This is a genomic window from Bradyrhizobium sp. S3.7.6 (genome assembly GCF_054061875.1).
In genome coordinates, this window is the sequence record NZ_JBSSEQ010000001.1 from 2973591 (window position 1) to 2986639 (window position 13049).

A 13049-nucleotide genomic window follows, 5' to 3' on the forward strand; every position below is an offset into this window, starting at 1 on the left:
TGATCCGGACCCGGAAGGCGCGATGACGATTCACCCCAATCTCATCGCGCTTCAGTCCTCTCTGAATGCACCACGGAAGCTGTCGAGCAGGGGCCTGAGCGCGTAGAGAGCCACGGTGCCGCGCCCCGTCGTGATGAACACCTGAACCGGCATGCCGGGGACGATCTGGATGTCGTTCGCGACGATCTGTCCGTCGTCGATCCGGATCCTGGTCGCGTAGTATGGCTGGTCGGTACGCTTGTCGAGCAGCCGGTCTGCGGATACGTGCACGACGGTTCCCTTCAGGCGAGGCACGCGACGCTGATTGTACGGTACGAGTTGAACCTCGGCATTGAGGCCGGGATGAACCACATCGATGTCCTCGGGCCTCAGGCGCGCGGTCACGATGAGACGGTCTTGCCGGGGCACCAGGTCCATGAGCGGAGCGCCCGCTCCGATGACGCCGCCGGCCGTATGAACCCGCAGATCGGTTATCACGCCGTCCTCGGGCGCCTTGATCTCCGTTCGCGATAGCTGATCTCTGGCCGCAAGCAACCGCTCGCGGAGTTGGAATATCTGGTTCTGTGCTTCACGAAGCGACTGTGCGATCTCGTTCTGCCTCTCGCTCTCGAGCTTGAACAAGGTGGCCTGCTGTTCGCTGATGACCTGCCCGGCGCGGGCAATCTGCGCGGCGATCTCGCCGCGGCGGCCCTCAACGTCGGCCAGCTCCCGCTGCAGGTTCAGCAGCCGTGGCCGCCGTTCGAGTCCCTTGTTGACGAGGGTCGCGACCATATCCAGTTCCTCCCGAACGATGTCGACCCGTTGCCCGGTGGCGGTTTCCTGAGCCTTGAGACCTTCGATCTCCTTCTCGACTTGACGCCTTCGTTCGCGAATGACCGCAAGCTGCGACTCGTGAACCTGGAGGCGTGCCTGAAAAATGAATTGCTGCGCCGACACCGCGGCGGCCGCCACCTCGCTCTGCCTGCTGTCCTGTTCCAGCGCGTCCGGGATTGCGATCCTCTCGAATCTCTGCTGCTCGGCTTGAAGCCGTGCGGCACGAGCAGCGGCATCCCAGAATTGGCCTTGGAGGCTTTGCATCTCCGAGCCGGCCCGGGTGTCGTCCAGCTCGATCAGCGTTTGGCCGCTGCGCACGATATCGCCATCCGAAACCAGGATCTTCCTGATGATACCGCCTTCCAGATGCTGGATCGTCTTGCGGCTCGATTCCGATTCCACGACGCCGGACGCGATCGCGGCGCTCTCGAGCGGCGCGAGGCTCGCCCATGTCCCAAGCCCCAGCATGAAGCAGAGCACCAGCAGATTGCCCGCGACGGTGATACCGCGAAGCCTTCCACGCGGAGAGGTCGGCGTGGGCGTCGAGCACCATGGAAATTCCAGAGGCTCGAAATCGTCGATTGCGGTCACCACGACGCCAGATCGCCGGGCGGGCAGCGGGCTCGCCGGCGCTCGCATGAGCTGGTCCCAGACCATGGGAAGTCTCGAGACGGCGGGAAGCTTCCAGACGGTGAGAGAGTTCCAGATCATGGCGCTATCTGCGAAGTAACCTGGGGTCGGCTCAGGTGCCGTTCAAAGATGTCCTCGCTGTCGCCGAACGCGGCGACCGCACCGCCCTCCATGATGGCAATCTTGTCCGTGGCGGCGAGGAGACCCATCCTGTGGGTGACGACGACAAGGATGACGCCTGCGAGCTTCATGCGCTCGATGGCATCCAGGAGCATTCGCTCGCCCCCATAGTCGAGGCTGGCGTTGGGTTCGTCGAGAACGACGAGGCGTGGACTGCCGAAAAAGGCGCGGGCGAGACCGAGGCGCTGCCGATACCCGCGCGAGAAGGTTGCTTCGCTCTGAACCACCGTGTCGTACCCCAGCGGCAGGCCCATGATCGCCCCATGGATACCGACGAGCTTGGCCGCTTCGATGACCTTCCGCCGGTCGGCATCTTCAAGGCGTGCGATGATGTCGTTGATCGTGTCGCCGAGCAGGTTGATGTCCTGGGGGAGATATCCGAGGCGGTCGCCGCTTCGGCCCTCGCGAAGCAGCGAGACGTCGGTATTGTCGAGGAGGATACGGCCATGCGTTGGCATCGACAGCCCGGCGATCACCTGGCCGAGCAAGGACTTGCCTGATCCGGACGGACCGATGATGCCAAGGCATTCTCCGGGCATGAGGCTGAACGAGACACCGTTCAGCAGAAGATGGCTGGTCCCCGCAAGCCTCACGCCGACATTGTCGACGACGAGGCCGCTTGGCGCCTGCAGCGGAGAAACCTCCGCGCTCTGCTGCCGGGCGGCGGGGAATGCGGCGAGAAGTGCGCCGAGCCGCTGACAGGCGCTCACGGCCGTCACGAGTGATTTCCAGCCTGCGACCGCACTTTCGACCGGCGCGAGCGCCCGGCTGAACATCAGCGTGGCAGCAAAGATGATGGCCGGACTCTTCCCGTGATCGAGGACAAGCCATGCGGCAGCCCCCATGATCAAGACCTGCGACAGCGCGCGAACCGGCTTGGTGGCCAGCGAGACGATCTCGCCTCGCCGGAGTGCCACATCGTGCTCTCTGCGGGCGTGCTGCGCGTCACGGTGGATCATGCGCGCAGCGCTATCGAACATTCCCATGGCGCGGATCATGTGGATGTTGCTCGCTGCAGTCTGGAGGCGGCCGCAGCTTCTGGACAGCGCGGCGCCGGATCTGAGCAGAACGTCTTCGGTGACCAGCTCTCCGGCAACCGTGAGCGCGAACAGGAAGGCGACGCAACAGGCGCCCACCACGCCGAGCAGGGGATGGATCAGAAAGAGGACAAGGAGGAACAGGGGCGCCCAGAGCGCGTCGAACAGCATCGGACATGCGCCGGACTCGACGAACTGGCGCAGCACCGTGAGATCCCGATACGCGCCCGACGCTTGCGTCCAATCGCTGCGAAGCGCCGATTCGAGGCCGGCCGAAAGCACGCAAGGACGAAGGCGATCGTCGAGCCAGGCGCCAAGGCGTCCCAGGACGGCGCGCCGCAATGCATCGAACACGCCGCCGACGACCACAGTGATCGCGACAATGAGCGTGAGCAGGAGCAAGGTGTCGCCACTCCGGCTCGACAACACCCGGTCGTAGATCTGAAGAAGATAGATGGAGGGCGCAAACAGGAGCAGGTTGTAGCTGCAGCTATACGCGAATACGAGACCGAGCGGTCCCGCGCAGGACCGGAGTGCCGCGTGCAGTGGCGTCCCGATCTGCGGCAGGATAGGCAACCGAATGGGCGGCATCAGCATGATCGTCACCGCCTGAAATCGAGGTCCGGCGCGCTTGACCGATGGCCAACGCAATCCGGCAACGGCATCGGTAGATCATTGGCGTGAAATCCAGGACCGGCGGCCGCGGCCGCCGGTCCTGCCAGTCGGACGAGCGGCTGGTTAGAGCGTATCGAGATGGAAGGTCACTCCGCCACCCCATGCGAAGTTGCCGTCTCCGCCATCGCCGCCGATGCCGGCCACAACTTCCTGGTGCTGGTCCACCATGACCTTGTTGATCTGGGTGGCATCCGTATTGGCGTAGACCTTGGAGGTATCGTAGCCGCTGTAGGATTTTTGGCTTCCATTCGACTCGGCGTCTCCGCCATGGGCCTTCGAAAAATACGAGGCCTTGGCGTTTGCGCCGCCGGCATCCCAATCCGCCGTCTGTTTGACGTGATCGCCGGTGTTCACGTGCACGTCGGCACCTTCCGCCTTGTTGGTCGGATCGTAGTTGACAGTCGGCTTGCTGATGATGGCTCCCTTGAAAGTACCGTCGCCGCCATTTCCGGCACTTTGACCACCGGTGTCGATCGATTTGACTTTGATCGTATCCGAGATGTTGATTGCCTTTGGCATCATTTGAGGCCTCCGTCGGTTTGTTGGCTGTCGTGCAACATCCATCCCGATCAGGCGGACGCGCGCGGCAAGTCTGGTCCGCCCACGCGCGATGGCGATAGATGTCAAATCGGACACCATCCGGTTTGGTGGGCCTACGTACGAAAGTACGACATTTCGTCAGGAGAGGCGCCTCTGCGCGGGCTTTGCATGCGAAGAGTGGCGACGGCGCGTGCCGCGATGCGATCGGCTATGCGAGCGATGCGACGTTTCGCTATGCCACCAGGTGAAGATCCGACAAGAGATGCGCGGCATCGCCACCCAGTGCGAGATTGCCGTGGCCGCCGTCCCCGCCAACGCCGGCGATCTGGACCGCACTCTGGTCGATGTGCACGTTGTTGACCTGATCGGCTACGGCCGTCGAATGGGGACCTGCGATTGCGATGTTGATGGGTGCATAGATCGCGACGCTGACGTCGATCAGACTGCCGGCAAAATAGCCGTTGCCGCCATTGCCTGCGCTGTTCGAACCGGTCGCGATCGTATCGGAGCCGCCCCACAGATTATGGGAGAGAAGGCTTGCATGGCCGCCCGCTGCGGCGTTGTCGTTGCCGCCGTGCCCGCCAATGCCAGCGATCTGAACCGCGGATTGATCCACGGAGACATCATTTATCTGGACCGCGTAAGTGCTGGAGCCATAGCCCGCGATTGCGATGTTGATCGGGTTGTACACTACAAACGAGGTATGGACGAGTTCACCGTAGAACACGCCGTCGCCGCCATTGCCGGCCTGGCTTCCGCCCGTTTGAACGCCAAAGACGCCGCCTCCGTTGCTTGATCCCCAGCCGGGGTCGAGCGTCATGACGCTGCCGCCGACGGCTACGTTGCCATGTCCGCCACTTCCGCCGACGCCCGCGATCTGAATAGCCGATTGATCGATGTCCACCGTGTTCGATTGACTTGCATGCGCAGTGCCGCTCGAGGCTGCCACCGCAATATTGATCGGATGATAGATCACCACGGGAGCGTCCACGATCGCACCCGAGAAATAGCCGCTGCCGCCGTTTCCGGCGCCGTTGTCGCCGCTCGCGATCAGGCCGGCGCCTAAGGACGTACTGACGCTGCCGCCTGATGCAATGTTGTCATTGCCGCCATGGCGGCCGACGCCGGCCATCTGAAAAGCGGATTGATCGACATTCAAATTGTTGGACTGGTTGGCCAGGGCGACCGAGCCGTATCCCAAGCTCACCGAGATGTTGATCGGTTGATAGATCAACAGGGACGCGTGAATGATGCTTCCGTAGAAGTAGCCATCTCCGCCGTTTCCGGCCGTGTTGGCTCCGCTCTCGACCGCAGCAATGCCCATCCCGGGATGTGATGCGCCGGAAGCGGGCGTGTTGGACGAAACATCCAGGCCCGCCGCAGCGTGGTTGCCGACGTGGCCGCCCGTGTCGCCCACCGACGTGGGATGTTTGGATTGAATCGGGTCGGAGTCATTGTGCTGGGTGTTCGCGCTCGCGGGGTGCGCTCCAGAATCTGCAAATTGACCTGCAAACGGGCGGGGACCATGGACCAGGGCGCCACCGCCAACCGCGTCAGTCAGGAACGGTGCGCTCGGTGCCGGACCCGCTTCGTCGTCACCATCGTACCCATCGTGGCGATGGGAGGCGTGATGCAGCCGGATTCCATCCGACATCCGCGAAAAATCCATCGTAGCCTCCCTCATCGCAATCGCTCCGCGCGATCGGACGGGTTCTGCACTCCGGACAGACTGTCATCCCGGGAAGGTCGAATGCCCAGTCGTCAGTTCGGATATAGCGCTTCGTCTGGCACCCGTAACATCGGCTACATCCGTTCGGGTAAACAGCCTTTGCAACTTTGCGTGGGCCGATGCTTGAAAGTGCGACCTTGAGAGGATGGCGAAAATGGACAATCGAGCTGACGGCCAGATCGCCTGCGGCCAAAATGAATCCACGGCGTTGCCGGATTTAAGTCGCATTGCGACCTAGGTCACGGCCAACGCTCCCGTCCGGGCAGGGGCGCAACACCGGGGTTTTCCATGTCCGGTCATTTGCGAGTTTATTGCGCCGCTTTTACGCTTATTGCAGGTCTCTCGACATCATCCGCGTTTTCGACGCCTCTTTCCGAACTCTTCAATGCCGGTCCCGCCACAGCCCCTGCGCCCGCTTCCGCGGAAGCAGAGTGCTTGACGCGGCCCGGCAAGTCGACCGCCGATGGCCAGCACTGGGTCTATCGGGTGGAAGGCCAGCGCAGATGCTGGTTCCAGATCGCCGAAGGAACTGAGAGGGCGAAGAAGCCGGTTCAGCAACGCGCCACCAAACATCGTGTCGCCGCGGCCGAAGAGAACCAGACCGCGGCGCGCAAGCGGAAGACGGTGGTGGATGCGCGCGCGGAGCTGCCGCGCTCCGCACCTGCGGATACGTCCCGGCCGAGCCCGTCCGTGCCCGCGCAGGTGGTTGATGCCAATCCCGTCCTCGCCACCGGGATCGCAACCCGCGCGTCGCCGGCCCCCCTTTCCAAACGCGACCCGCTCACGGCCGACGAGTTCACGCCGCGCCAGGTCGACGTGGAGGCACTCCTTGCGGCGGCGCCAGCCGCCAGTGACGTGGTTGCCGCCTCGGCGGCGCCGCTCGCCTTTTCCGCCGCAGAGGCGGGCGATGACGGACGGGTTTGGACCTGGCTTGGCATGCTGCTGATGGCTTTGGGGCTTGTCTCCGTCTTGAGCGCGAGTCTAACCATTCGGTGGGCCGCGCTGCTGCCCCAGCTATTATTCGCTTGCCAGCGGCGAGTTGACGCCAGCAGGCAGAATGGGCCTCGAGCTCCCTGGCGGCGCGGCTCCCTGGTTTGGGCCCAACAGGGCTTATGGGGCAATGCCTGGCGTCGCTCAACACCACAGCTTTCAGCACCGATCGCGGTGAGTATCTGGAGGCTTCTCTTGTCGAGGGCGAGTTCTCTCGAGAAATTTCATGCGTTCGCTCAATCGCGAGCCGCCGGGCGCCCTGCCTATTCGGAAACAACCCAGTTTCGCAGACCATCGATCGTGCGAAATCCGTCGGCGGCGTAGCAGCGGATCGATCGATGGAAGCCTTGCGTCATCTCGGCAAGCGCGTGTCCTGGACCGAGGTCCAGGACTTGATCGACCCCGAGCTCTACGAGAGCCTCCAGCGTCGCCGCCCAGTCGATCGGGCGCGCGATCTGGCATGCGAGCTTTGCTGTCGCATCGGTCACGGAGAAGATGCGCTCGCCGCCATCCCCTGCGAGGAGGGTTCGATGGTCTGCGACAGGAGCGCGTCTGCTGGTCGCAAGCGCTTGCTGCAAGGGCGTGCAGGCCGGTTCGAGACGCGTCGTATGCGAGGCGATTTTGACGGCGAGAAGACCGGCGCGGGCGGCGCCCTGTGTCGTCGCCTCCTGACAGAGGGCGATGACATCGCACTCCGCGCCTCCAACCACGACAAGAAGGCCGGGATTCCTGATTGCGATCTCGCAGCGGTGCGTCTCGAGCAGGTGTTCGAGCGTGGCTCGTTCGAGCCCGCGGACATAGCCGAGCCGCCCATCCGGCCCCGCCACGCCGTCCATCAATCGGGCGCGGATATCGGTCAGTCGCAACGCTTCGGCGGCGGTCCATATTCCCGCAACGCTCCAGGCCGCCATCTCGCCGACGCTGTAGCCCGTGACAGCGGTGCCCTCAGTCAGCAAGTCCGCGATACAGGCGTGGATCGCGAGCGCCGATGTGACGGTTAGGATCTGGCTGACATGGTTGGCGGACAGCTCGTCCGCGCGGCGCGTCCTTATGAACTTCCGCGGATCTTCGCCGAGACAAGCGGTCGCAGCGGCGAAGACCGATTCCGCAGCAGGCCGATCGGCGACGAGATCGAAGATATTGTCCGACAGGGTGCCTTGTCCGCCGCAGAGCAGTGCAAGCATCAGGGGGCCAGCCGATCAACGAAGAGAGCGTCCACAAACAGAGCCATGGCGAGCAGATCTGCCGATCCGCCCGGACTGAGATTGCGCGCGACGAACGCCTGGTGAATGCCGTCGGCGTGTTTGCGCCAGCCTGGGCAACCGATTCCGCCCGCGGCAAGGAACGCGGATGCGCTGGCCTGCGCGAAGCGCAATCCGTCAACTCCGCCCCTGTGCAACAGATTGGTGTCGGCAACATCTGCGATCAGCGCCATGCAGGTCTGAACCCGAACCGCCTCCTCATCCCGAGGCGCGATCGTCCGCGCCGCATGCAGCGCGGGAAGGGCGATGTCATAGACGGAGGGGAAGCCACAAGCCGCTTCCGCCCTGGCGCCGCCGGCGCCGTAGCGACGTGACGCCACGGCGCCGTGGCTGCGCAGGGATATCGGGCCTGCGTAGATGGCGTCGCCCCAACGTTGCGACACCAATTCGCCGAGCGGCTTGCGAATGCCGAGAGCGCCGCGATACCCGGCCGCGGCGCAGAGCAGACCCAGTCCGAAGATCGCGCCGCGATGCGTGTTCACACCTGAGGTCGCCGCCAACATCGCGCGCTCCGCCGCAACCCCGATCGCGCGCAACCGGTCCATGCCGGCGCCCTCGGCGCCCGCGGCTGCGAGGTCGTGGAAGAACGGAGCCAGCGTGTCGGCACTTCGGCACAGGAGCCCGGCGTCCATATCGCGATGCGCGCCGTTGTCGACGTGGCTGACGAGCCCCGGCTTCGGATAGGTCTCTACTTCGAGCTTCAGGCACAGCGATGCGAGATGACCGAGCTGCTCCGCGCGGAGCGCGCGTTGCGGCGGCGCTTGCCATCTCAGCGCGACATTCATGACGCGCCACCCGCGAGAAACGCCGCACGCGTGGTGACATGAACGCCGGCCGCGCCCTTGACGAGGACTTCGTCCTCGTTAGCGCCGGTCAGCTCGCGCCATTGCACGCCGCCGGCGTGATAGACGATCTCGCCGTCGAGCCGCATCGGCGCCGTCTCTGCGATCCGCGCGATGTCGGACGGTAGGGTGTTCGCGTGCCTCGCCGACGACAGCGGCCAGAGCAGGTCGAGGTCCGATCCATCGGACAGATAGGGCAGGCCGGTGAGATGCTGCCAGGCCAGACTGCCGAATGTGCGCGTCTCCGGCAGAAGGCGGACGAGCAGGTCGATGGTCTGGCGCCACGACGCGGGCGCCGATGTTGCCGCATCCGCCAGCAATGGCGGCGGAGCATGCGTGATGAGTTCGCCGGGGGCGAGCGCGACGGCGATACGCCGCTTGCCGTGGCTCGGCGGCAGCGGCATTCCGAGCGGAATCATGCCTGCGGGATCGTTGCAGGCCGGCCTGCGAACCACGAGCGGGCGGCCGGCGCGCGCCCAGCCCTTGATAATCGGCTCGCTGGCGAGCGCGGGATTTCGGCTCATCGCGGCGGCCCAGCCGGTGGCCGAGGCCGTCACCATCGTATGGCGCTGGAGGGCTTCAGCCATGTGGCGCCTCCTGATGCGCGGCTGCCGCGAGTGTGACAACCCGGTCGGCGATCTCGGCCGCCTTCCGCCGGCCGCCACGCTCGGCGCCGAGCCGCGCGCGATCGTCCTCTCCCTGCGGCCGTTGCAGCACGGCCGCAAGCTGCGGCGCCAAAGGCGCATTTTCATCCCAGACGGCGTGAATGCCGCCGGTCTGCACCATGTTGTCGAGGCCGGGCGCGAACACCGGCGTCGCTTCCGCCTTGGCCTTCAGCACATCGATCGGCAGCTTGGTGACCCGCGCCATCGACGGCAGGTCCATCACCGCGGGATGCGCACCGGGCAGCGCCACCAGCGTAGCGGTGGCGAGCGCGGTGGCGATGAACGCACCGGCCGCGCTGCCGCCATAGAGCAGGCCGACGGTACGATGTCCTTCGGCTTCCGCCAGCAGCAGGGCCTTGGCAAGATGCGACAGGTACTCGCTGAGCCCCAGCAGCTCGTCGCGCTTGCTCATGCGCTGGCTGGCGGAATCCACCAGGACCAGGATCGGCGCGCGATCGCCGGATTTGACGATCTCGATCACGCGCCCTGCGAGCACGATCGCCTCGTCGACGCCGAGCGGCTGACCCTGCGTGATGCCGAGCACGTGGATGGGACCTCCATCGGGCAGAATCGCCTGTCCCGCGATCATCGCGCCCGTGGTTGCGATCTTGCTGCCGTTTGGAAAGAGACTGGCCAGGATGTCATCGAGCGTCATCGGCGTTCTCCCTGTTGCTTGCCGCGCGAAGAAATGCGCCGGTCGGAAGTGCGGGGATCTGGGTCGGCTGGTCGATGCTAAGCGTCTGCCAGATCTCGACGGCGTCCTCGGCCTCGCCGAAACGCTGCAATCGCCGCTCGAGGCGCGTCTGCTCGGCTTCGAGCACCGCCACGTCGCATCGCCTGTTGGCTTTGAGCGCGTCGACCGCCGCCTGACGAAACGCCTGCGCCTCGTCGTCGACGAACGCATCAGCGCCGCCGATGAGGTAGCGATGCTTGCCACCCATCGTGCGCCACACCAGCGCGCGATCGCGCGAGTCGAATTCCTCGATACCCTTGTTGGTCTCGATCACTTCGGGGCCGCTGACGCTGATCCGCCCCTGTTCGGATACGATCAGGCGCGAGCAGGTGCCGGCGATCAGGCTACCGCCGCCGTAGCATCCGGCGCGTCCGCCGATCAGCCCGACGACGTTGACGCCGGCGCGCCGTGCCTCGATGATCTCGCGCATGATCTCGGCGATGGCGAGCTCGCCCGCATTGGCTTCCTGAAGCCGCACGCCGCCGGTGTCGAACAGGATCAGTACGTCGTGATGAAGCGCACGCGCGGCGCCCAAGAGGCCCGTGAGCTTGGCGCCATGGACCTCGCCGAAGGCACCGCCCATGAAGCGTCCCTCCTGCGCCGCGACGAGCACGGGCGCGCCGTCCAGGCGGCCGCGCCCGACGACGATGCCGTCGTCGAACTGTTCCGGCAGGTCGAAGATTGCCAGATGCGGGCTCATCTCGCGCAGCTCGGGGCCAATGAGTTCGGCAAAGCTGCCGGCGTCGACGAGCGTGTCGATGCGCTGGCGGGCGCTGGCCTCGTACCAGCTCAGCGAGGCATTGTCGGCTGTGGTCGCTGTCATCGTTCCGGCTCCTCGATCTTGCGGACGCCTTGCGCAAGGCGCAGCGCCACTGTGTCAGGCCTCGCGCCGCCGTCATTGATGGAGATGCGTAAGCCCCCGGCAGAGCGGCGCGCGACGAAGTCGCGGACCACGGCGTCCCAGACCATGCCGAAGCCATGAGCGGCCGTTGCGATGTCGATGGTGCAGACATCTGCCGGCGAGACGCGTTCCAGTAGGACTTCGAGATTGCCGGAGGCGACGACGCCGACGATCGCCTGGGTGCGGGTGCCGCCGGCGCATCTCGGGGCCGTCAGTCTGAAGCTGAGCTTTTCCATGCAAAACTCCTCACCAATTGCGGAAGCGGCTGGGCGGGCGGTAGAGACCGCCGGAGGCCAGCATGAGGTCCTTGATCGAGCGGGCCGCCAGCAGGCGCCGGTCGGCGTCGAGCGGATCGATGCCGAGATCCTCGGGGCGCTGGATCACGCCGCGCTGCCTGAGCTGTTCGACCAGCTTCGCATCACGCGCGCGTCCGATGTCGGTGTAGCCGGCAACGCCGCGGATCGCCTGCTCGCGCTCGTCCTTGCTACGGCACATCAAGAGGTTGGCGATGCCTTCCTCGGTGACGATGTGGGTGACGTCGTCCGAGTAGACCATGACCGGCGCGAGATCGAGCTTGAGCTCGCGTGCCAGATCGAGCGCATCGAGCCGCTCGACGAACAGCGGCGCATTGCGCTCGCCGAAGGTCTCGCCGATCTGCACCACCAGCTTGCGGCCGCGGCGCAGCGCCGCGTTGGAGTCGGGATCGGCTTCGGCGCCGGCCTTGAGCCAGGGTTCGCTCGGGTGGCGCCGGCCGCGCGGATCGGAGCCCATGTTGGGCGCGCCGCCGAAGCCGGCGATGCGGCTGGTCGTCACCGTCGAGCTGTGGCCCTCGAGGTCGATCTGGAGCGTCGATCCGATGAACATGTCGCAGGCATAGAGGCCCGCCGTCTGGCAGAAGGCGCGGTTCGATCGCAGCGAGCCGTCGGGCCCGGTGAAGAAGACGTCGGAACGCGCCGCGACGTAATCCTCCATGCCGACTTCCGAGCCGAAACAGTGGATCTGGTCGACCCAGCCGGATTCGATCGCCGGAATGATCGTGGGATGCGGATTGAGCGCGAAATGGGTGCAGATCTTGCCCTTGAGGCCGAGCCTCTCGCCATAAGTCGGCAGCAGCAGCTCGATCGCGGCGGTGTTGAAGCCGATGCCATGGTTGAGCCGGCGCACGCCGTAGGGTGCGTAGATGCCCTTGATCGCGAGCATTGCGGTCAGGATCTGGGTCTCGGTGATCGCAGCCGGGTCGCGGGTGAAGAGCGGCTCGACATAGAAGGGGCGGCCGGCCTCGACCACGAAATGCACGAGGTCGCCGGGAATATCGACGCGCGGCACCTTGTCGACGATTTCGGTGACCTGCGCCACGACGAGACCGTTCTTGTAGCTCGTCGCCTCGACCACCGTCGGCGTGTCTTCGGTGTTCGGCCCCGTATAGAGATTGCCGTCCTTGTCGGCGCTCACCGCCGCGATGAGTGCGACGTTCGGCGTGAGATCGATGAAATACCGGGCGAACAGCTCGAGGTATGTGTGCACGGCCCCGAGCTCGATCCTGCGGCCGAACAGCATGCGCGCGATGCGGGCCGATTGCGGGCCCGAATAGGAGAAGTCGAGGCGCCGCGCGATTCCCTTGTCGAAGATGTCGAGGTGGGCGGGCAGGACCACCCCCGACTGCACCATGTGCAGGTCATGGACATCCTGGGGGTCGAGGTTCGCGAGCGCCGAGGCGAGGATGTCGGCCTGCTTCTGATTATCGCCCTCCAGGCACACCCGGTCCCCTGACCGGATCACCGCCCTCAGGAATGCAGGCAGGTTGGCAATGGGCACCATCTTGCCCTTCGCGTGCTGGCCGCCGGCCGCCAGGCGCTCCGCCAGGGCGGCCTTTTGAATACCCCAATCGCTCATTTCGGCTCCTTGGCATGCGGGGTTGGCTTTCGATTGCCCCAATGTATGCGTATTGCCTACCTTTGTCAATTAATGTATACATTAACCCATAAGTGATGGATATTCGCATACACAGGAGGGAATTTGCGATACGAATGCATGCAGATAGTCCATGTCGTG

General features: G+C 65.0%; 12 protein-coding genes. 1 reads left to right on the forward strand and 11 read right to left on the reverse strand.

Features of this window, described 5'->3' with window-relative positions:
* Nucleotides 1–51: 51 nt before the first annotated feature.
* The 4 genes from ACVJ5M_RS14020 to ACVJ5M_RS14035 form a co-directional block, all read right to left on the reverse strand.
* Nucleotides 52–1524 carry an HlyD family type I secretion periplasmic adaptor subunit gene (locus ACVJ5M_RS14020; RefSeq protein WP_063981831.1) on the reverse strand — a complete coding sequence of 491 codons (1473 nt, stop codon included), beginning with the start codon at nt 1522–1524 and terminating at the stop codon, nt 52–54.
* A complete protein-coding gene (locus tag ACVJ5M_RS14025) occupies nt 1521–3257 on the reverse strand; it encodes a type I secretion system permease/ATPase (protein ID WP_283017307.1) in 1737 nt (578 codons plus the stop codon). The genes ACVJ5M_RS14020 and ACVJ5M_RS14025 overlap by 4 nt, the downstream gene beginning before the upstream one ends.
* A 141-nt stretch (nt 3258–3398) precedes the next feature.
* Entirely contained in the window at nt 3399–3974 is a 576-nt protein-coding gene (locus ACVJ5M_RS14030) for a hypothetical protein (protein WP_224517418.1), read from the reverse strand.
* 133 nt (nt 3975–4107) lie between these two features.
* Nucleotides 4108–5544, reverse strand: a complete 1437-nt coding sequence (locus tag ACVJ5M_RS14035) for a hypothetical protein (protein ID WP_354100181.1) — start codon at nt 5542–5544, stop codon at nt 4108–4110.
* A gap of 348 nt (nt 5545–5892) precedes the next feature.
* On the opposite strand from ACVJ5M_RS14035, the gene ACVJ5M_RS14040 reads away from it, so the two are divergent.
* Nucleotides 5893–6918 carry a hypothetical protein gene (locus ACVJ5M_RS14040; protein WP_283017305.1) on the forward strand — a complete coding sequence of 342 codons (1026 nt, stop codon included), beginning with the start codon at nt 5893–5895 and terminating at the stop codon, nt 6916–6918.
* Here ACVJ5M_RS14040 and ACVJ5M_RS14045 read toward each other — a convergent pair.
* From ACVJ5M_RS14045 to mdcA, 7 genes are read right to left on the reverse strand one after another with little or no spacing between them, the layout of a single operon-like run.
* The gene (locus ACVJ5M_RS14045) at nt 6858–7778 is read right to left on the reverse strand and encodes an acyltransferase domain-containing protein (protein ID WP_354098183.1); all 921 of its coding nucleotides are present in this window, start codon (nt 7776–7778) and stop codon (nt 6858–6860) included. The genes ACVJ5M_RS14040 and ACVJ5M_RS14045 overlap by 61 nt on opposite strands.
* On the reverse strand, nt 7778–8641 hold the full coding sequence (mdcB, locus tag ACVJ5M_RS14050) for a triphosphoribosyl-dephospho-CoA synthase MdcB (protein WP_283017303.1): 864 nt from the start codon (nt 8639–8641) through the stop codon (nt 7778–7780). The genes ACVJ5M_RS14045 and mdcB overlap by 1 nt, the downstream gene beginning before the upstream one ends.
* Nucleotides 8638–9285 carry a malonate decarboxylase holo-[acyl-carrier-protein] synthase gene (gene mdcG, locus ACVJ5M_RS14055; protein ID WP_283017302.1) on the reverse strand — a complete coding sequence of 216 codons (648 nt, stop codon included), beginning with the start codon at nt 9283–9285 and terminating at the stop codon, nt 8638–8640. Before mdcG ends, mdcB begins: the two co-directional genes overlap by 4 nt.
* Nucleotides 9278–10018 carry a biotin-independent malonate decarboxylase subunit gamma gene (gene mdcE, locus ACVJ5M_RS14060; protein ID WP_283017301.1) on the reverse strand — a complete coding sequence of 247 codons (741 nt, stop codon included), beginning with the start codon at nt 10016–10018 and terminating at the stop codon, nt 9278–9280. The genes mdcG and mdcE overlap by 8 nt, the downstream gene beginning before the upstream one ends.
* The gene (locus ACVJ5M_RS14065; protein WP_283017300.1) at nt 10005–10919 is read right to left on the reverse strand and encodes a biotin-independent malonate decarboxylase subunit beta; all 915 of its coding nucleotides are present in this window, start codon (nt 10917–10919) and stop codon (nt 10005–10007) included. The genes mdcE and ACVJ5M_RS14065 overlap by 14 nt, the downstream gene beginning before the upstream one ends.
* The gene (mdcC, locus tag ACVJ5M_RS14070) at nt 10916–11233 is read right to left on the reverse strand and encodes a malonate decarboxylase acyl carrier protein (RefSeq protein WP_071911406.1); all 318 of its coding nucleotides are present in this window, start codon (nt 11231–11233) and stop codon (nt 10916–10918) included. Before mdcC ends, ACVJ5M_RS14065 begins: the two co-directional genes overlap by 4 nt.
* A 10-nt stretch (nt 11234–11243) precedes the next feature.
* On the reverse strand, nt 11244–12890 hold the full coding sequence (gene mdcA / locus ACVJ5M_RS14075; protein WP_283017299.1) for a malonate decarboxylase subunit alpha: 1647 nt from the start codon (nt 12888–12890) through the stop codon (nt 11244–11246).
* Nucleotides 12891–13049: the final 159 nt, after the last annotated feature.

What these genes read in the sequence shown, in the direction of transcription:
- mdcB (WP_283017303.1), bottom strand. Translation starts at nt 8,641, where the DNA reads ATGAATGTCGCGCTGAGATGGCAAGCGCCGCCGCAACGCGCGCTCCGC.
- ACVJ5M_RS14025 (WP_283017307.1), bottom strand. Translation starts at nt 3,257, where the DNA reads ATGCTGATGCCGCCCATTCGGTTGCCTATCCTGCCGCAGATCGGGACG.
- mdcA (WP_283017299.1), bottom strand. Translation starts at nt 12,890, where the DNA reads ATGAGCGATTGGGGTATTCAAAAGGCCGCCCTGGCGGAGCGCCTGGCG.
- ACVJ5M_RS14040 (WP_283017305.1), top strand. Translation starts at nt 5,893, where the DNA reads ATGTCCGGTCATTTGCGAGTTTATTGCGCCGCTTTTACGCTTATTGCA.
- ACVJ5M_RS14045 (WP_354098183.1), bottom strand. Translation starts at nt 7,778, where the DNA reads ATGCTTGCACTGCTCTGCGGCGGACAAGGCACCCTGTCGGACAATATC.
- ACVJ5M_RS14035 (WP_354100181.1), bottom strand. Translation starts at nt 5,544, where the DNA reads ATGGATTTTTCGCGGATGTCGGATGGAATCCGGCTGCATCACGCCTCC.
- ACVJ5M_RS14065 (WP_283017300.1), bottom strand. Translation starts at nt 10,919, where the DNA reads ATGACAGCGACCACAGCCGACAATGCCTCGCTGAGCTGGTACGAGGCC.
- mdcE (WP_283017301.1), bottom strand. Translation starts at nt 10,018, where the DNA reads ATGACGCTCGATGACATCCTGGCCAGTCTCTTTCCAAACGGCAGCAAG.
- ACVJ5M_RS14020 (WP_063981831.1), bottom strand. Translation starts at nt 1,524, where the DNA reads ATGATCTGGAACTCTCTCACCGTCTGGAAGCTTCCCGCCGTCTCGAGA.
- mdcC (WP_071911406.1), bottom strand. Translation starts at nt 11,233, where the DNA reads ATGGAAAAGCTCAGCTTCAGACTGACGGCCCCGAGATGCGCCGGCGGC.
- ACVJ5M_RS14030 (WP_224517418.1), bottom strand. Translation starts at nt 3,974, where the DNA reads ATGGTGTCCGATTTGACATCTATCGCCATCGCGCGTGGGCGGACCAGA.
- mdcG (WP_283017302.1), bottom strand. Translation starts at nt 9,285, where the DNA reads ATGGCTGAAGCCCTCCAGCGCCATACGATGGTGACGGCCTCGGCCACC.